Origin of the sequence: Agromyces humi (assembly GCF_009720255.1) — a bacterium.
In the GTDB taxonomy this organism is placed as follows: domain Bacteria; phylum Actinomycetota; class Actinomycetes; order Actinomycetales; family Microbacteriaceae; genus Agromyces; species Agromyces humi.
This window is the reverse complement of the sequence record NZ_WJSP02000001.1, coordinates 21,242-39,547: the sequence shown is the minus strand read 5'-3', so window position 1 is coordinate 39,547 and position 18,306 is coordinate 21,242. Positions and strand designations below refer to the sequence as shown.

The 18,306-nt window shown below is 64.7% G+C and carries 11 protein-coding genes; 4 read left to right on the top strand and 7 right to left on the bottom strand.

What is annotated here, in order from left to right:
- Positions 1 to 486 precede the first annotated feature (486 nt).
- From GH736_RS00125 to GH736_RS00095, 7 genes are all read right to left on the bottom strand, one after another.
- Positions 487 to 2,340, bottom strand: a complete 1,854-nt coding sequence (locus GH736_RS00125) for a hypothetical protein (RefSeq protein WP_159599061.1) — start codon at positions 2,338 to 2,340, stop codon at positions 487 to 489.
- A 203-nt stretch (positions 2,341 to 2,543) separates the two neighbouring features.
- Positions 2,544 to 4,751, bottom strand: coding sequence for an AAA family ATPase (locus GH736_RS00120; RefSeq protein WP_159599059.1), 2,208 nt, complete (start codon positions 4,749 to 4,751; stop codon positions 2,544 to 2,546).
- Between the two features lie 40 nt (positions 4,752 to 4,791).
- Positions 4,792 to 6,009, bottom strand: a complete 1,218-nt coding sequence (locus GH736_RS00115) for a hypothetical protein (protein ID WP_159599057.1) — start codon at positions 6,007 to 6,009, stop codon at positions 4,792 to 4,794.
- On the bottom strand, positions 5,993 to 9,238 hold the full coding sequence (locus GH736_RS00110) for a DEAD/DEAH box helicase (protein WP_159599055.1): 3,246 nt from the start codon (positions 9,236 to 9,238) through the stop codon (positions 5,993 to 5,995). The genes GH736_RS00115 and GH736_RS00110 overlap by 17 nt, the downstream gene beginning before the upstream one ends.
- Positions 9,235 to 10,590: a protein kinase domain-containing protein gene (locus GH736_RS00105; protein ID WP_159599053.1), complete on the bottom strand. Its 1,356-nt coding sequence runs from the start codon at positions 10,588 to 10,590 to the stop codon at positions 9,235 to 9,237. Before GH736_RS00105 ends, GH736_RS00110 begins: the two co-directional genes overlap by 4 nt.
- Positions 10,580 to 11,254 (bottom strand): vWA domain-containing protein, encoded by a 675-nt coding sequence (locus GH736_RS00100; RefSeq protein ID WP_159599051.1) that lies wholly within the window; start codon positions 11,252 to 11,254, stop codon positions 10,580 to 10,582. Before GH736_RS00100 ends, GH736_RS00105 begins: the two co-directional genes overlap by 11 nt.
- 2 nt (positions 11,255 to 11,256) lie before the next feature.
- Positions 11,257 to 12,327, bottom strand: a complete 1,071-nt coding sequence (locus tag GH736_RS00095) for an FHA domain-containing protein (RefSeq protein WP_159599049.1) — start codon at positions 12,325 to 12,327, stop codon at positions 11,257 to 11,259.
- A gap of 254 nt (positions 12,328 to 12,581) precedes the next feature.
- Between GH736_RS00095 and mobF the strand changes: the two genes are divergently transcribed.
- The 4 genes from mobF to GH736_RS00075 all read left to right on the top strand — a co-directional run bounded on the left by mobF (position 12,582) and on the right by GH736_RS00075 (position 18,165).
- Positions 12,582 to 16,028 carry a MobF family relaxase gene (gene mobF, locus GH736_RS00090; RefSeq protein WP_159599091.1) on the top strand — a complete coding sequence of 1,149 codons (3,447 nt, stop codon included), beginning with the start codon at positions 12,582 to 12,584 and terminating at the stop codon, positions 16,026 to 16,028.
- 111 nt (positions 16,029 to 16,139) lie between these two features.
- On the top strand, positions 16,140 to 16,517 hold the full coding sequence (locus GH736_RS00085; RefSeq protein WP_235933770.1) for a sulfate permease: 378 nt from the start codon (positions 16,140 to 16,142) through the stop codon (positions 16,515 to 16,517).
- An 89-nt stretch (positions 16,518 to 16,606) separates the two neighbouring features.
- A complete protein-coding gene (locus GH736_RS00080; RefSeq protein WP_159599047.1) occupies positions 16,607 to 16,873 on the top strand; it encodes a hypothetical protein in 267 nt (88 codons plus the stop codon).
- Positions 16,873 to 18,165, top strand: coding sequence for a hypothetical protein (locus tag GH736_RS00075; RefSeq protein ID WP_159599045.1), 1,293 nt, complete (start codon positions 16,873 to 16,875; stop codon positions 18,163 to 18,165). The genes GH736_RS00080 and GH736_RS00075 overlap by 1 nt, the downstream gene beginning before the upstream one ends.
- The last annotated feature ends 141 nt before the right edge of the window (positions 18,166 to 18,306 follow it).

Sequence of the window (18,306 nt, the reverse complement as noted above, 5' to 3'; positions counted from 1 at the left end):
CGACCTCAGGACGATGGAGGCCGACCACATCAAACCCTGAGTATGGGCGGTTAGACAACTTCTGAGAAATGCCAAATGCTCTTCGTTTGAGCGTTGCTGCTCGCCTGGGTAGCATCCGTCGCAGCGTCGTTCGGCTCGAGGAGTTCGATGCGGACCACACGATGACGTAGAACCCGGACGCAGAGCGCTGGCGAGAGCTTGTCCATGACTGGCTGGCCTCATGCGTGCCAAGGACACGGAAGTTCAAGTTGGAGCATCGGCCCTCGTAGGGCACCTCGCTGACAATCGCAAGGTTGCCAGCGGGGGCCCGGCCTGTGGCCCTGCCTCACAGCGAGTACTCGCGAGAGGCGAGGCCTATGCTGAACGGCGTAACCCGCGCTCGGGGACGACCTCGCAGGAGTGCTCGGCGGCGGCACAGGCCGTCATCCTTTGTAGTCAGTACCCTTCACAGCCGGTCTCGCGGATAGGGGACTGGGAGGCGGATGCTCACGCAACTTCGGCACGATGGCAGCGTCCGCACTCTGACCCAAGCGCATCGGTCTTGAGCGGGCATACGCGGCACTCGGGGCAGATATACCGGTTCGCAGCCTTTCTGGCCCAGCAAGGCGAAGCAAGCGCTTCTTGGCCGAACACTCGCTCAACCCAACCCGGTCCGGCGACTTCTGGGTTGAGGAGTTCCTGGGAGGGCTCGACAATCGGGATCCTCGCTTGGCAGTTTCCACACCGTTCGTGTCCCCAGCGAGTGCTGCACGATCGGCACTCAATCAAGAACACGTCCCCATCCCGCGTGAACTGCCTCGGCTCTGCGACAGCGGAGCACACGGGACACCCAAGAAGGGGAGCGAGTTGGGTCGATGCACTGTCGAACGCGGCCTGCAGCAGCGAGATTGATGGGCCGAGGTCACGTTGCCAACCGGTGCTCCTCGTCGCCGCCGTCAGGTCGCCAACAACCCCCGTGAGCCTCGCCTGCTCCGCAGCGACAAGCGGCCGTCGCAACCTCAAGGTCTTGCCTGACTGATGGAAGACCGACGGGGCTCCTGACTCTCCGATGTTGGCAGCCGCGAGGTGGTCGACGATTCTCTGGGGCAAGGCGCTGTCAGCAACATTGAGCGCAGGCGGATAGGCCATCAGGGGCGGTGTGAGGACTGCGAGCGCGACGCCGCGTGCGACACGCTCCAGGCTCGTCGTCTCCAGAGGTGACACCGGGATCCCTGTGAGGTGACCACCCTGCTCCAACCCGTCGTCCACTGCGGAGCTCAGCGCTGCCGCGAGCGTCCTGTTTGGATGCGCACGGATCGCAGTGGAGGCGCCAAGATATACGACCACTGTCTTCCGATCGACTATGTCCCGCAGCTCGGACCACCGGAGTGCGACGGCAAGTGCGTCATCATCAGGCCCGACGAGGTCGAGGAGCGGTACGAAGCGGGTCGTGACGCCTTGAGAAGTGAGTTCAAGAACACCGTCCAATCGACGGTGCAGCGTGGCCGTCCCCCAGGTGCCCGACAAGTCGACATGGCCACCGGGTGCGGGCAGACGCTGCTCCAGCGGTGCGTATCCCAGGTTGCGCAAGCCACGGACAACGAGTCCGAGCACGTACTGGTCAAATGCTCTGTGGCGGGAAGTGAGCCGCCGTTGACGCTCATCGTGAGACTCTTCAAAGACCTCCGGACGCTCGTACGCTGTCCAGACCTCGCCTGCCGACCGATAGTGACGGTCGTTGTTGATGACGTTCGTGCGCCTCAAACTGCGCTGGCCCGTGACCTTGCCTTTGAGCGCGCGGGACAGTGTGCTCGCGCGGAGCGACTGGATCCATGCGGCGACCTTCTCGAGTACCTCGAGAGTGTTGCCGGCGTGGACATGATTCTCCGCAGCCTTCGACGCGTCTTCTCCCCAGAAGGAGTACAGGCGGCTGGTTCGCCGGTGGGTTCCGACGTGCTGAGCATCCTTCAAGTCGGCGAGGTCGGAAACGAGTCGCCGGAGTCGGCGAATTCTCGTCACCATCGCAGTGCTCAGGATCGGGTGGACGAGTTCTGTGACCATGCGGTTCTCGTAGAGATTCGCGTCGAGCTCGCGGGTGACCGCAAGGGCACGACGCGGAACCGGCCCCGCAAGCGTCCTGCCCGCCCAGTCCTCGGTGTGGGCTGCGAGGCGTTCAATCGCCCGCCTGGCGGGTCGTTTCACGCGAGCGACGGGGAGTAATTCCGACCGCTCGCCGAGACGGGTCACGAAACGCTCAGTGATGTGTGCGATTGACGGCAGTCGATCAGCAAGTAACTTCTCGCGCTGCTCCAGATCAACCGTGTCTTCGTCATGCCCCGAGAGGAGCGGTGTGCTGACCATGGAAGCCCACGAATCCGAATCCGCCGCTGCAGCCAGCGACTGCCTGAGCAACCCAAGTGCGTCCAAATCCTCTGAAGTTGCGAAATCGCGCGAATCACTTCCACTGGCGATATCGAGTTGGTGCACCGACAGCGAAGCCCACCGACCCGACCAACCCGCCCGTTGTGGTGACCGGGCCCCGGTCACACGGTCATGCACTCCGGTCACGAGCCGAAACCGCCGCGCAGCTTCCTTGCTTCTGCGTGAAGGCCCTCGAGGGTCTTGCTCGGATGGCCGGCGCGCTCCAACTGATCCCAGTGGATCTCGATGTTGTCGGCGAGGGACTCAAGATCTTCGGGCCGCACGCCGAAGCGGTCTTCGAGCTTGCGCACGAGCTTCGTGGAAATCAGGTGGTCGACCGCCTCGGTCAGATCCCCTTCTCCTGCGAGCACCACCGGGACGAAGCGCTCAATCTGCCGTTCAAGACGGTTGCCCCACCCGACGCCGAACTTCGCAAACTCCTCGCGCATGCTGCTGGCGAGGAATTCCTTCACACCGGCCACTTCGTTGGTGTGGTCACGAGCCGCGCGCTTGAACGAATGATCAAGCGCGTGGAACGAGATCGGCTCAGCCCTACCGACGATGGTCGGCCGGAAACGCTCGTAGTTGGGGGGCAGCACCTGGACATGTGAGCGGTCGTAGGTCTTGTCGGCGAACGCCACGGTCGTCTCGTCGTGATTCGCTGTTCCGACGAACCAGACGTTGCGGGCGAGCGGAAGCCTGGAGCCTTCGAACTTCCGAGGCAGGTTGGGGATCTCGCTCGTTAGAAGGTCAAGGCGTGCTTGCCCCGTCTCCAGGTTTTCGAGCAGCGAGAGCATCACGCTGAAGTACTGCTCAGGATGCGCCAGGTTCATCTCATCCAAGACGATGACCATCGGACGATCGGAGTTGGCAGGCAGCAGCGCCCGGTATAGGGCTTTCGTGAATTCGCTCTCGGCGAAGCGCTTCTCGAACGCGTTGTAGTAGCCGAAGAGGTCGTCCTTGTCTCGCCAGCCTGCCTGCACCTCCACAATCTGAACCGCCGTGTCGCCGGCGAGTGCCTTGAAAAACTCGCGAGGGAGGCTCGTCTTGCCGGTGCCTGAAATGCCTTGCAGGAGGTGCAGGCGACTCGCTGCCAAGCCGGCAAGGAAGATTCGCACGTCCGCTTCCGAATAGAAGAAGCTTGTCGAGGAGTTCGTCGCCATGCGGTTGCGGATTTCGTCGACGAGGTCTGCCAGATCATCGACCTCGCGGCCAGGGACCTCGCGCGTGAGCGACGGTTCCTCGTCGTACGTCGAACACGCAGGGAACGGCCTGGCGGAGCTTTCCTTCGTCTGGAGTTCCTCCCAGTCGTTCTTCTGCTGCGCAATTGCCTGCCGAAGTGTTTGGCGCTGTGCCGTTAGGGCGTCGCGCTCGTCGCGGACGATCTCCAGTTCTCCGACGTTGACCAGGTAGCGGCGGAGTTGGGAGTCGATCTGGTCATGCAGGGCACGCCAGTAGGCAACTTCGCCTTCAGCCTCGGCAACACGGGACGCCTTGGCGCGCAAGTCGGCAATCTCGGCCTCTGGAGGCCTGCGGGATAGCTCATCCTTCCGCTCACGCAGTTTCTGTGATAGATCTTCGACTCGTCGTTTCAGCCCTTCGGGGTCGTCGCCGAACTGAGCTAGTTGGTTGCGGAGACGCTGGACTTCCGCCTCTTTCGCCCCGATTCGTTCGCGCGCAGCTTCCAACTGACCTGTTGCATCTTCGAGGTCTTCTCGGAGCGACACAACTGCAGCCTCGACCCGGCGCTGGATTCGGGCGTCCAGCATGCCTTCCATAGCCTTCACGAACTCAGCTTCGGAGCCAACCTGTGTCTGGAGCGCCCGCACCTCCGCCTGCAACCTCCGGAGCGACTCCCACTCCGTCGCGAGCTGTGCACGCTCCACATCGAGCCGCTCCTGTTCAGCCGATGCTGCGGCCAATGCCTTCGCTTTGCCCTCGGCACCCCAGGTCGCGGCATCGACCAGCATTGCGTCGAGCTTGCCTGACACTTCCTTGGTAGCTGCCCGTAGGTCGTCAACGAAGCCCGCCTTTGCAGACAGGCGCTGCGCGGCGATTTCCTTCTCAGCCGACGCAAGCTCAGCCTCGCGGCCGGCTAGTTCGGTCTCATGTTCCTTGGTTGCCGACTCTCGCTCGCGGAGCGATTCTTCCCTCGCGGAGAGCTTGTCGCTTTCACGCTTGTAGTAGTCGAAGTGCCGCCTAGTTTGGTCATACAACCGCTTCAGTCGGGCGGGGTCGGCCTCGACTGCCTCGGGTTCCACGGGCAATACCTCCTCCGCAACCTCCTCCGGGAGGTCGGGCAGTTCAGCAAGCGCCTTCTCAACCTCGTCCACCTTGCGGGCATCGGTCACTGCGCTGCGATGTGCCGCGCGCTGGGGTGGCGGGTTTCCCCTACCCCGTCGATTGGCCATCTGCGCTCCATTCCTCGCTTGTCAGGATTCTCCCCAGGTCGAGCACCGCGTGTGCGAGCTTTTCTAGATCTCTCGCGGAAGCATCGTTGCTCGCCAAGGAATCGTATCGGGCGGTTGCCGACGCAACTTCTCGGATCAACGGGTCGGCCGACCGGCCGCGTGCGACCAAGAGCTCAACTACCTTTCGCCGGCAGTCAGACCGGGGCGACGATGCCCAGCGACGAACCTCGTCCTGCGACAAGCCATAGATCGTGGCAACCAGCTGCGCCACATCTTCTGACAGCCGGCCGGCCGTTCCATCGAGACCGGTCCGGTAGCGGTAGTCATCCACCCATCGACCGAGCGTTAGCTCGATCACGCTGACGACGTGCGCGGAAGCCAGGGTTCGGAAGTCACCGATGCCAAGCCTTCCAAGCAGAGCGGCAAGTTCGTCAAGTGCGACTTCGAGCGAGGACTTCTTGCCTTCCTCCGCTCCGAACGGGACTTCGTTCGCCCAGCTGGCGACTGACTCGAACTGCTCGCGGGCACTGTTGAGCAGTCTTCCCAAGCTCAACTGTGGCGCATCCTGGGTTGTGAGCACCGCAAGCCCGCTTTTGTCCCGACTGACCGGGCTGACAACAAGGCAATGCTCTCCCGAACTGATCACGGCAGTCCTCTTGTGTGCATCGCTGGATCGGCTGAAACGCGCGAGCTCGGTCGCGGACGGCATCAACTGTCCTGACTCCCGCGAGTCGAGCAGCAGCGAGTCAATCGAGGTTCGTCGGCCTGCCGTCCCCATCTCAAACCTGGCTCTGAACCGGCCCGTGAACCGGATATCGAGGGGCTCGACCTGTTCCCCGGGTTCGGGCCACAGCTCGCCCGTCACGGCGTCGCGGTAGACCCAGCCAACTGTCGAACGCAAAGCGACGACCGCCTGACCGGAGTTTGCCGCACCCAGCCGTTGTTGGTCGGCCGTAGCGAGCAGGTACAGGATCAGATCTTCAGGCAACTGAAGCAGATCCGCGATGCGCGCCGCATCCCTTTCGCCCGCCTGGCGAATGCGAAGCACCGTGTTCAGGATGACGTCGTTGTCGATCTGCTGCTGGTCCTCGATGAACACGCGCCATCTGACCGCGGGCGTGAGAAGCGCATGTCGCCGTTGCAACGGCCAACGTCCCAGCAGGTAGGCCGGCAGGTCGCGGCTATCGCCGGAATCCATCGGAGCCCCCTGTCAACTCGTGGAAGGCGGCCAGAGGCGGGACCGCGGCTCGACCCACACTTGAGGTCACAAGCGCCGCGTCACCGACTGCGATGAGGAGTTTCCTCTGGCGACTCATCGCGACGTTCACGCGATTGGGCAGCACGAGGAAGCCGAACGGATCGGATCTACGAGCCCCAGCCGGGCTTGACCGTGTCGTCGACAGATACACAATGTCGAACTCCCGGCCTTGGAAGGCATCGACCGTGCCAATACGTACGCGGGGGAAGCCACGCGCGGTGTAGAGGAATGGCGCGGCAGGGTTAGTGACCCACAAGCCCTGCCGATTGCGAACCGCCAGACCCGCCTCGTGCATTCGCTGCCAGATCTCGTCAACCTGCCCGGAGTAGAACGTGATGACCCCAAATGTCAACTCGTCAGACTGCCTTAGCGCGGCCACGAGTTCCGTGACGATCACCCTGGCCTCCGCAGGGCGGGCGATGCTCGTCCCGACGCGTTGCTCCGCTCCAGCCGAGGCCGGTACATCGATCCACCCGCAAGCTGAACTACCGTACTGCGCAAGGCCATGCCGGAAGCGGCCGGGATCATTGATGCCGTTCTCCAAGTGCTCCCCGAATGGCGAATAAAACTGTTCGCTGATGAACCTACCGAGGGTGGGGTGCATGCGGAACTGCCGATCGAGTGTGATAACTCGCTTGTGCCCATCCGCCCTCGCGAGTTCTTGAAGGGTGGTGAAGAGCCGCTCGAACATTGACTGCCGCAAGGTCAGCTCCACGACGTCGCTGTCGTGTCGCTGGGAAAGCAGGGGTAGGAGCTCGTCATCGAGAAGCTGCGGCAGCTGACGATGGTCGCCGACAAGGATGATGCGGCTTTGCGCGAGGCTCATCGGGATCATCAAGTCGAGCGGGTTCGCCCGGGCAGCTTCGTCCAGAATGACCGTGTCAAACAGCCCCAGGTGTGCGTCGCGCATGGCGCCCGACGCGGACTGCTGGCACGTTGCCGCGAGCGCTCGGGAGTGCGACTGCAGTGACTTGCGGATCGCCCCTGGTTGGTGAGCAACAGCATCTCGGTAGTCCTCGACTGCGAGGTCGATATCGCTTGTCGAGGCTCGCACCTCGGCCTCGACCGCGTCGATTGCACGTTGAAGCAGGTCATGGACTTCGGGACGAACGGCGATGATGCTGGACGCCGCACGCGCGTTCCGGACCTTGTCGAGCAAGATTCGCCGGATGATCTCCATGTTCGTCGACGCCGCGTGCACGTCGGTTGCGGTCGCCGCGTCGTCGAGCATTGTGCGTTGGCGGTCATCCAGCAACTCTCGGATAGGCGTGTAGAGTGCGGCGTCGCGCGCGCGTTCACGACCATCGTCGGCGAAGCTATCGGGCGTCGAGCGAAGGCGCCGGGCGAGGGTCTCGACTTGCTTGTGCGCCCTCGTGGATCCGCCGCCTCCGAGTTCTTGTTCGATTCGCTTTGCGAGTCGCCTCGCCTTCCCCGCGACAGCACCATCAATCAGTTTTGCCGTCGCGGATAGCCACATGAGTAGGTCGACTGTTCCCGGAACGTCGAACGGTTGGGCCTTGTAGGCCGTGGCCCTCTCGCGGAGTTTGCGAAGCTGATGAAGGAGTTCACTCGGCTTTTCGCCTTCGTACCGGGCTTCCAGCCGCTGTTGGAGGTCCGAAACCCATGCTTGGAGGTATGCGTCGTCCTCTGCGCCGCGGTGTCGAGAGCCAATCTTCACTGCCGGCAGAGCCCCGTCGTCCGCCGCCTGAATGAGGTTTTCGACTGCGTCGTGTTGGTAGCTCGCGAACAGCACTCGCTTATTGCTCGCTAGCTGGCCATTGCCAAGTTCGGCGAGCCGCGCCTGGATGGCAGCAATGACGCGAGTCTTTCCAGTTCCTGGCGGTCCCTGGATGAGCACCAGATCCTGAGAGTTGATCGCGAGGTCGATGGCTTCGACCTGTGCCGGAGTTGGCTCTCCCCCCAGCAGATGGCGAACACGTGCGGACAGCGGGGCATGGTGCTGCAACCGCCCGGCTGGGTCAGGGCGCCGACCCGCGAGTATCAGCGACAGCTGGCGTGTCGGCGCGGTTCGTGCAAGGGAGACTCGTTGTTGGGCCGCATCTCGTCGGCCGATTCGAATCGAGTCGGTCGTGTAGACGCCGTAGAGTTCCCCCTTGTCGGGGATATCACCACCCTTGACTTCTCGGTCTGGCATGAGCACGAGGGTGCCGCGTTCGGTCGCGCGCGCTTCGCCGATCACGAAGCCGCTGTCGGCGGATCGGGCGCGTTCCCCGAACCGACGGTCGGGCTTCCGGCGATCGTCAAGGAAGCTCCGTGAAAGGGAAGCCTCGAGGCCGAAGGTGCCGCCGCCGACCCGATCGAGCAGCGTTTCGGCTTGAGTGCTCCGCACAAGGTCAAACTCGATTGACCCATCTCCTAGGATGCGGTATCGGTCGTACGCTGCCCACCCGATGTCTTGTGCGGCCTCCCGCGCCGCTTTCTCTTCGAGCTGGCTGTACTCGTTCCAGATTGCTAGGAACGCGTTCTCTGCAGATGACAGCCGTCGTAGTTCTTCGCGGTCTTCTTCGGTCACGAGTCCGACGCGGGTGTGATCCCGGATTTCGAGGTCTCCTCTGACCAGGACGAATTTCTGTTCGCGATTCCGAGGCTTCTGGGTCACTCTCCTGATGAGGAGCTTGTCACCGTCGAGGGCGATGTCGGCAACGACGCCTGATCCGACGACGCGGAAGCCAGCGCCGTTGAGCTGACCGCTGCTCGCAGCAACCACGATGACAGGATCCGGCGAGTCCAGAAGCAGCTGCGACCTCAACCATGCCAGCACCGCATCTGAGGGGTCGTTGCGCCTGCGGTACCGGTTGACATCCGCGACGGTGCCATCGTCGACGCCGACGCCACGGGACTCTGCCCATCGTTCGACGCCGTCGTACCGAAGGACACGAAGCTTGACTTCACCGCGGTTCCGATTCGTTGGGTCATCGACGGCCAACAACTCTGCGAGATATGCGCCTCTCGCGGTGACATCTGCAAGCCAGTCGGCATCTTGGAAGCCGGGAGGTTCGCACAGCAGGACCTCCGCGTCCCGGCGAATAGCCACTCCGGCCGCTGTCACATCCAGACTGACAAGGGATCCCACGGTGAGCGTGGTGGTCGCCAATGGAACGAGGGTGAAGGCCCTCTCGTCGGAGTACGCCAGCTGTGCGAGCTTCATCGAGACTCGACAGCGGTGATGCGGATCGTGCGCGTCGGACGGCCGCTCGCCTCGATCCTGACGCGGTATTCCTTTCTGGTCTCGGGGTAGGGAATCCGCGCTACCTTCTTCCCGGCGCCATCGGTGACGTGTAGCCCCTCACTAGCGCTGAGTTCGAACCCCTTGCTCACGGGTCTGAAAGTGACCTGCGGGTCGGTCGATCGGTACGCGCCCCAGAGGTGTCTTTCTCCGAGTTCTGTCGGCCGATCAGATGAGAGCGTGAGGGAGTCGCGCGCCTGCGGGTCGACGTCTGCCCACTCCGTTTCGCCCCACGCCGGGAACACGGTCGCCAGCACGACGGGTTGCGTAGCTGCCCCGCATGCGGGGCAGCTACGGACTAGGCGGAAGTAGCTCCAGCCACAACGCGCCGCGCAGTCCACCACGTTGTCGTGAGCGAGCCAGAGCGCGTCTCGCCATCGGCCTGCGCCAGGGCGCTTGAGCGGGTCCAGCCTGCCGTCGGCAAAGGTCTCACGAAGCAGTCCATGAATTCGCCGGCTGAGCGCCAGTTCAAATAGCTTCGACGACATGCTCCTTGCGGGAAGACGATTCGAGTCGTCGACAAGGTCGCCGACATATGCCAGTAGCCCGGTGTTGATCGCGTCTGCGGCCTCGTCGCCGTCAAGGGCGTCAGCGGCGGCGCCTTCGAGCGGGTGACGCAGCACCAGCATTCGAAACGCAACGATGGCCAGCGTATAGGCGTCCGCCAGGGTGGACGGCGGAGCTTTGCGCGTGACGCGTTCGGGGACCGCATAGCCCGGGAACCCCACGATGTCCCACTTGGGGTTGGCTCGGGACGTTAGGTTGTCGGTGTCGATAAGCCACGTATCGTCGCGGTACACATCATCCGAGACCATGACGTTGTTGGGGTTCAGATCCACGTAGGCGAGGCCGCGTTCATGGAGGGATGCGAGGCACTGCGCGACATTCGCGGCTATCGCGAGACGGCGCCTGAGTCCACCGGTGTCCCTATACCAGTCAACGCCACTCGTCTCTCGTGGCCCGAATTCGCGCGGCAGGTAGGGGTCCGCGAGAGGCTTCATGTCACCGGCAAGCGGCATCAGATAGCCGGTCCCGCCGTCGCGAATCAGCGACAGCGGTTGGGATAGGCGGAGCCCGTCAAGGGGCAGGCGCCTGACCGCTTCTATCCGAGCCAGGTCTGACTCGCGCTTGAGTAGCTTGATTGCGAAGCCGGGTTGGCCTTCCACGCGGTAGACGATGCCCTGGGCGCCGGGTTTGCCAATGACGTCGCCTAGTACGTACTCGATACCCGTGTCGTCGCGAACGAGGCTGCCGGTGCGAATATCAGAAGGCATCGTCTTGTTGGAGCCGCTGGATCGATTCGTCAGACAGGGACTGAGGGTTCACATCGGCCTCGAAGATGGACAAGGTCACCTGGGTGACCGTGTTAGTCACCCATTGAAGGAAGTTCCGGATTTCGGCCGATTCGCTTGCTTCTTTGACGTCGCCGCCGGATGCGAACTTGGCGAGCACATCGCGGTCTGCATCGGCACCGATCGCCAACGCGAATCTGGACGCCTTCGAACCGCGCTCGCTACTGATTAGCGCGTCAAGTTCGTCGGTCAGGCCTGGCACGGGCAGGCCATCGGAGACGAGAGCGATCGTCGGGCGATACGCGCGCGCGGGGACCTCCTCCCGATCCTCGACGAGTTGGCGCGCGAGGGTGAGCGCCTGCCCCATGGGTGTCCTGCCCGCGGCCACGAGTGGTGTGAACTTGATCTCGCCTGCAGGAACGTTTTTTTGAAGGACTTGCGCGGCGTCCCCGCCGAAAGTGATCAGCGTAAGCTTGATCGACCCGTGGCCCGCATCAACCGTCGCGAGCTCCCTGATCATCTCGGCAACACTATCGTTGAGCACGTCGATCTTGTCGTCGGCTCGCATGCTTCCGCTTGTGTCGAGCAAGAGGATGACGGGAATGGCTCGCGCCGCGACGGGCTCAATGTCAGTGAACATCGACATGGTTAGTGACTTTCGTTTCGGAGAAAGGGTGGAGTCGTCAAGTCGGGTTCGTACGTACCTCGGGGCCGGTGCTTGCCGGAGAGGCGAAGGTTCAGTATGCCGCCCGCGAGTGCGATCCGCTCGCCAGTGGCGAGGGCTTGTTGAATTCCGGTCTGCAGGCGTACGACTCGCCCTTCCGCAGCGACAAACTCGGTTCCATTCTTGGAACCGAGTTCTTCAGCAAACACGCGGCCGTTTCTGTTGACCACTTTGAGGTGGTCGCGGCTGATGCGCGCGGCAGCCGCTCCGTCAAGCACCTCGCGCACGTCATACCTGCCGAGGTCACGACTACGTCCGATGACCAGTTCTGCTCGCTCGGCGAGCGGGATCCTGTCGATCTCGTCGTCTTCGAGGAAGAAGACGATCTCCTTCGTTCCCGCACGGACCGCCAGTCGCCGTGCAGGAGCGGAGCAAGACGGGCAGACGACATCGCCGTCCTTGAACGCTGGGTCTTCCTCGATCACGGCCTTCCGGGACCAAAGACACGCAGTATTTGTGCACGCCCACTCGTACCTAAGAGCATCGCGGACTTCCTTGCCGCCGAAGCCCTTTGGGGTGAGGTTGGCCTCTTCGATGCGCCACGAGACTTCCTCCGCCGGGATCGGGCTGTAGTCAAGCTGCTCGAAGCGAATGGTGCCGGCGACAAAGACCGGCTTCCATATTCGGGTCGTACCCTGGAGCCACGGGAACGTGCGTCGATGGTCACGGAAAAGATCGGTCGTTACGACCGATGCATCACTGAACTGCGTCGCGAGTTCGAGCAGCTCAGGGTCCGCCCAAGAAACTGACCGCGCCCTGCGGCTGCGTTTCCACTCGCCCAATTTCTGCCGACCCTTCGGATCGAGCTTGTAGTAGAGGCTGTTGTCTGCGACGCCGTAGAACCGAGCGGCGGGGTCAACCTGGATTCGCCACGCTTCGACGGTCGCATCGACCAACTCCCACCGGGCATTGCCGTCGAGCCTCGCAATCGGGGAAAGGTCCATGATGACGCTCGGCGCGGGCGCCTTGCCCCAAGATTGCTCCATGCCGAACATCCTATTGACGGTGACTGACAGCGGGTCGACCCCCGGTGTCGACCGGTTCTAGGCGGCCACTCGACAACCCCACATCGCGCGAGACTTGTATCATCACCGATTGAGTTTGGTGTACCGGACATCTCGGTGGTCGCAGTCGGCTGTTCGGGGTCCTCCGACCGCTCGAATCTTGTCATCAGAGATCGCCACGCCTCTTGCAGATCGAGGGCGCACCTTCTCCGCGACGACGGAGGTAGGACGCGGTGACGGTGTCGATGCGGGTCATGAGTGCCGGGGACGGATTCCGGTACCTGCTCCGCACAGTCGCGGCCGACGACGGTGAACGCTCACTCGCGACGCCTCTCACGCGGTACTACGAGGCGAAGGGCACGCCGCCTGGACGCTGGTTGGGCAGCGGTGTCCGCGGACTCGGCGACGGGCAGCTCGCCCCTGGCGATGAAGTCACCGAGGAACAGCTTCAACTGCAAATCGGGCTTGGCCGGGATCCGGTCACCGGTGATCCGCTCGGCCGCTCGTTCCCGCAGTACGAGGGCGCCAAGCGCGCCGTGGCCGGGTTCGACTTCACCTTCTCGGTGCCGAAGTCGGCGAGCGTGCTCTGGGGCGTGGCAGATGCCGCGACGCAGGAGATCATCGTGACCGCACACCACGACGCGGTCGCGCAGGTGGTCGCGTTCATGGAACGTGAGGTTGCCGCCACCCGCACCGGAGTCGCGGCTGGCGATGGCGCGGTCGCACAGGTCGAGGTCGCTGGTTTGATCGCGACTGCGTTCGATCACTTCGACAGTCGCGCGGGCGATCCGCACCTGCACACGCATGTCGTAGTGAGCAACAAGGTGCAGACGGTGCTCGACGGCAAATGGCGATCCCTCGACGGCCGCCCGTTGCACGGCGCGGTCGTGGCGCTGTCAGAGATGCACGAGGCGCTCTTCATGGATGCGCTCACGCGTGCGCTCGGCGTCGATTGGGAGCAGCGCGAGCGCGGCCGCGACCGCAATCCGGCCTGGGCGATCGCCGCGGTGCCCGAGACGCTGGTCGCGGAGTTCTCGACACGCTCGCGCCACATCGACGCCGTGACCGATCGCCTCATCGCGGCGTACGTGGATGCGCGCGGCCACCGCCCGAGTCGGGCGACGATCATGAAGCTGCGCGCGCAGGCGACGCTGTCGACGCGTCCCGAGAAACACGTGCGCTCACTCGCCGAGCTCACGCAACGATGGCGGGAGCGTGCAACGCGGGTGCTCGGGCAGGATGCAACCGAATGGGCGCGCATTGCATCCGCGGATGTTTCGCCGCCGGTGTTGCGGGCGGAAGACATGCCGCTCGACGTCATTCCAACCCTCGGCACACAAGTGTTGCAGGCAGTGAGCGAGAAGCGTGCAACGTGGCGGCACTGGAATCTCGCCGCCGAGGCCGCACGTCAGACCATGCAATACCGGTTCGCAACGGCGTCCGATCGTGAGGCCATCATCGGACTCGCCGTCGACGCGGCCGAGCGTGCGTCATTGCGCATCACCCCGCCCGAGCTCGCGTCCAGCCCGGCCGTCTTCCAGCGCGATGATGGCACGTCAGTCTTCCGCCCGAAGCACTCCATCGTCTACAGCTCCGAGGCACTGATCGCCGCAGAGGCGCGGCTTCGCGAGCGGGCGACGGTTTTCTCGGGGCCGACGATCGCTATCACCACGTTGCACGAGGACGCCCGCCGACGCCTGCCGGGCGGCGGTTCCCTCGGTGATGATCAGTCGGCCGCGTTGCAGGCGATCGTCGGGTCGGGCCGAATCGTCGACGTGCTCGTCGGCCCGGCCGGCGCTGGCAAGAGCACGGTCATGGGCGCGCTCCGGCGCGCCTGGGAGGCCGAGCACGGCCGCGGCTCCGTCATCGGCCTCGCCCCGTCGTCCGCAGCCGCACACGTCCTCGCCGAAGACCTCGCCATAGCAACCGAGAACCTCGCGAAGTGGTGGCAGAACCACATCGCCCATGGCGCCGCGTTCCGCGCAGGCCAGTTGGTGATCGTCGATGAAGCATCCTTGGCCGGAACGCTCGCTCTCGACCGGGTGAGCGCGCTCGCCGCGGCGGCAGGTGCGAAGGTGCTGCTCGTCGGCGACTACGCCCAACTGCAATCCGTGGATGCGGGCGGCGCGTTCGCGATGCTGGTGCACGACCGGCGCGATGCACCTGAACTCGTCGATGTGCACCGATTCGTGCACGACTGGGAGAAAGCGGCATCCCTCGGCCTGCGCCGTGGCGACGAGGCATCCATCGATCGCTATCTCGCGCACGACCGCGTGCGGGATGGCGACACCGAGGAGATGGCGGATGCCGCGTACCTCGCGTGGCGGGCCGACGCCCGTGCGGGCCGGGTGAGCGTGCTGATCAGCGATTCGAACGGGGCCGTTGCAGCCCTGAATGAGCGGGCGCGCACGGACTCGATTCTCGACGGGCGGGTGGATGCCCTGCACGAGGTCAGCCTGCATGACGGCACCCGCGCCGCGGTCGGAGACATGATCATCACCCGCCACAATGACCGGCGTCTTCGGACCGGTCGGGCATGGGTGCGCAACGGCGACCGATGGACGGTCCTCGCCACGCACCGGAACGGTGCGCTCGAGGCGCGGCGCCAGGGGCGCCGGTGGGGGAGCAGCACACTCTTGCCTGCCGGGTACGTTGCCGAGCACGTCGAACTCGGGTACGCGGTGACCGCCCATCGCGCTCAGGGTCTGACGACCGATACCGCGCACGTCGTCGTCGCCCGCGGCATGACCCGCGAGAACCTCTACGTCGCGATGACCCGCGGCCGCGAAGCGAACACCGCGTACGTCGCCCTCGACCGCCCAGATGTCGCACATAGAGGCATCCGGCCCCGTGATGATGTCGACGCGAGTGCCCAGTCGGTGCTCGTCGGCGTGCTTCACCATGTCGGTGCGGAACTTTCGGCGCACGAGATGGTCACCGCTGAGCAGGAGACCTGGGGATCGATCGCGCAGCTCGCCGCAGAGTACGAGACCATCGCTGCCGCCGCACAGCAGGAGCGCTGGGTTGCGCTCGTGCGAGGCAGCGGGCTCACTGGCGAGCAGGCGGGTGCAGTGGTCGGCTCGGAGGGGTTCGGGCCGCTCGGGGCTGAGCTCCGTCGGGCCGAGGCACATCTGGTGGATGCTGAGCGCTTGCTGGCTCGCGTGGTCGGCCAGCGCGGTTTCGAGGATGCTGCAGACATCGCCGCAGTACTGCGTGCGCGGGTTGCGCGAGCGATGATGCAGGATGCCGCAGCCGGACGTAGCGGGCACACGCCACGTCTCGTCGCAGGGCTGTTGCCGATCGCCGGCGGAGAGATGGATGCCGCATCGAGGCGCGCGCTGCGCGAGCGTGCCGACCTCATCGAGTCGCGAGCCGCGGCGTTGGCTGAGCAGGCGATTGCATCGGGGGAGTCGTGGTTGCGCGCGCTCGGGGCGCCGCCCATCGGCTCCGTCGGGGAGGCGTGGCGCCGCCACGCGGCCACTGTCGCCGCGTATCGCGACCGCTATGGGATCGTCGGCGGCCGTCCGCTCGGCATCGGGCAACCGACATCCGATGCCCAGAAAGCGGATGCCACTCGGGCCCGCGCCGCCCTCGAGGCCGCCCGCCGGATCGCGGATCGTGAGAATGACCCGACCCGCGGTCATGTGCCGATCGTCAACGCGGGTCTTTCGGGGGTCGGTCTTCGGGTCTAAAGTGCGGGTTAGGCAGCATTCAATGTGTTCGCCATCGTTCGATGCGATGGCACGACGACTGACAGGCCGTCTCTCCAGGTTCTCGCTGCTGACCGATCGGAGAGCAGCCGCATGTTCGCACTCGTTTGGACCATGAGCGTCCGCACTGGAATGTTCCTTCGCCGCTTCATGCCGACCAGCGTCTTGCTCGACGTCATCCACACGCGGCGGGGCTTGAAGTGGGGGGTGCCGGCGATGCTGCTCGCGATCCCATACCTGATCGCCGCCGTCGCCTTTGCTGAAATGACGGATTACGGCGGCTGGTTCAGCGTGCTCGCGCTGCTGTGTGTCTGGAACGCATTCAAGTTCCTCGTGGCCGGCCCCGCGACCCTCGTGCGGCTACTGCGAGTGCGCGCACAAGAGTCACGCACTCGCCGTGTTCTCGCGATGCTCGAACGCGAGGCAGAGCAGGAGCCGGCCCGGGCTGCGGAGGCGGCGCTCCGAAGCTGAAGAACGGTCGCACGGCACGGCGTTGCCGGCGCACCTCTCGTTCACGGCAGGCTGGTCGCATTCGAGCACGCCGACAGGGGAGGCCCGCCATGACGATCTCGCAGGAGCAGTTCGACGACCTGCTCGGACGCACCGCGCTGGCGGCGCTGTTCTACTTCCCCGAGGTCACGGTTGAGAACGGCGAGTACCGCATCCAGGATGACGTCGAGTACTGCCTGCAGCCCGTCGTGGGACTGCCCGCTGCCGATGTCGAGCGGCTGGGTCAGGCGGTCGCGCGAGCGATCGCCGACCCGACCGCGTACCGGTCCGAGTTGCTCGCGCTCGTCGTCGAACTGGCGCCGCCACCGAGCGAGTAGTGATCATGCGTGGCCCGGCCGACAAGGATGCTGCGCCCCAGCCGGGGTCGGCGTCCCGCACTGCCAAGCGAGATGAGGATGCTCGCGCGCGAAAGCGCGAGCGGGATCGGCGCTACCGACTCGAGCATCCGGAGAAGCACGCCGCGCAGCGCCGCAAATGGGTCGAGGCGAACCGCGATCGCATCCGCGAGTCGAACCGCCGGTGGCGCGAAGAGCATCTCGAGCGCGCCCGTGAGCTCAACCGTGACTCGATGCGCCGCGCCGCTGCCCGAAAGCGTCGCGATGCTGAGACTCGAGCCAAGGCGCGCACACGCGTGCGCGTCTGGCGGCAGGAGCATCCTGATCGCGTTCGGGACTACCAACGCGGTTGGGTCGAGGCGAACCGCGGCAAGGTGCGCGAGTACTACAACCGCTACTACCGCTCACACCGCGACGAGGTGAACGCCCGGGCGACGGCCCGCCGCGACGCCGACCCATTGAGCACCACGGCGGGTAAGCAGGCGTGGGCGGCGGACCACAAAGAGCAACGCGCCGAGCTGCAGCGCGCGCGCCGCGCAAACCCGGAGATCTACACGGCTGAGCTCGAGGCGAACGCTGCTGCCCGTCGCCTCAAACGCGCGCTCGCACGGGCAGGCCTTCCGCCGAAGCGTCTGCACCCGGCGTCCGCTGCCGAACGCCGCGCCAACGAGCGAGCCGCCGTCGAGTTCTTCGGCGATGCCACACTCCCCGAGCACGTGCGGCAGGCGACGCTCTTCGGCGAGTCCCTGACAAAGCACATGCTCAATCACCACGTGCGGATGCGCGAGTTCGCCGACGCCTACGTCGCGACCCGCGACCGGATGGGACTGCCGCCCGTTCAGGTCGAGGACGTGGTGTGGGCGAGGGCGGTCGACGTCGTGCTCGACGGACGCCGAGGGGTCGACTTGCTCACGAGCCGGGATGTTGCGGCGGCGGTCCAGACTGCGAAGGTGGCTGTGCGGAGGGCCGATCAGAAGCAGCGGTACGACCGCGTTGTAAAGGCGGTAGCCGTGCATGTGCGGAAGAACCGTGCTCGGCTGTCAGCGGACGCCGAGCTGGAGAACCGCGCCCGCGCGAAGCGGAACAGGCCTCGCATCGATACTGATGCTCTGGCGTTGCAGATAGCGATTTGTGAGGTCCTCGCAAGTGTGCCAGCGGATCGACTGCCCGTCGATGATGGGCGGCTCGCCGCGCGAATCGAGAGCGCCATTCTCGCGCCTAATGCTGAGCGACGTCAAGCAATCGCGCCAGGCCAGGAACCGATCGTGCGATAGCGTCCTCATCTGCGGTGATAGTGAGACCTTGGACTCGATCGCAATCTCACTTGGCGGCCGTGACAAGCCTGTCCGACTTCAGCCTTGGCCCCCGATCGAGGAGCTGGCGACCTCGCTCCCGGTGGCATCCGAGCTCATAGA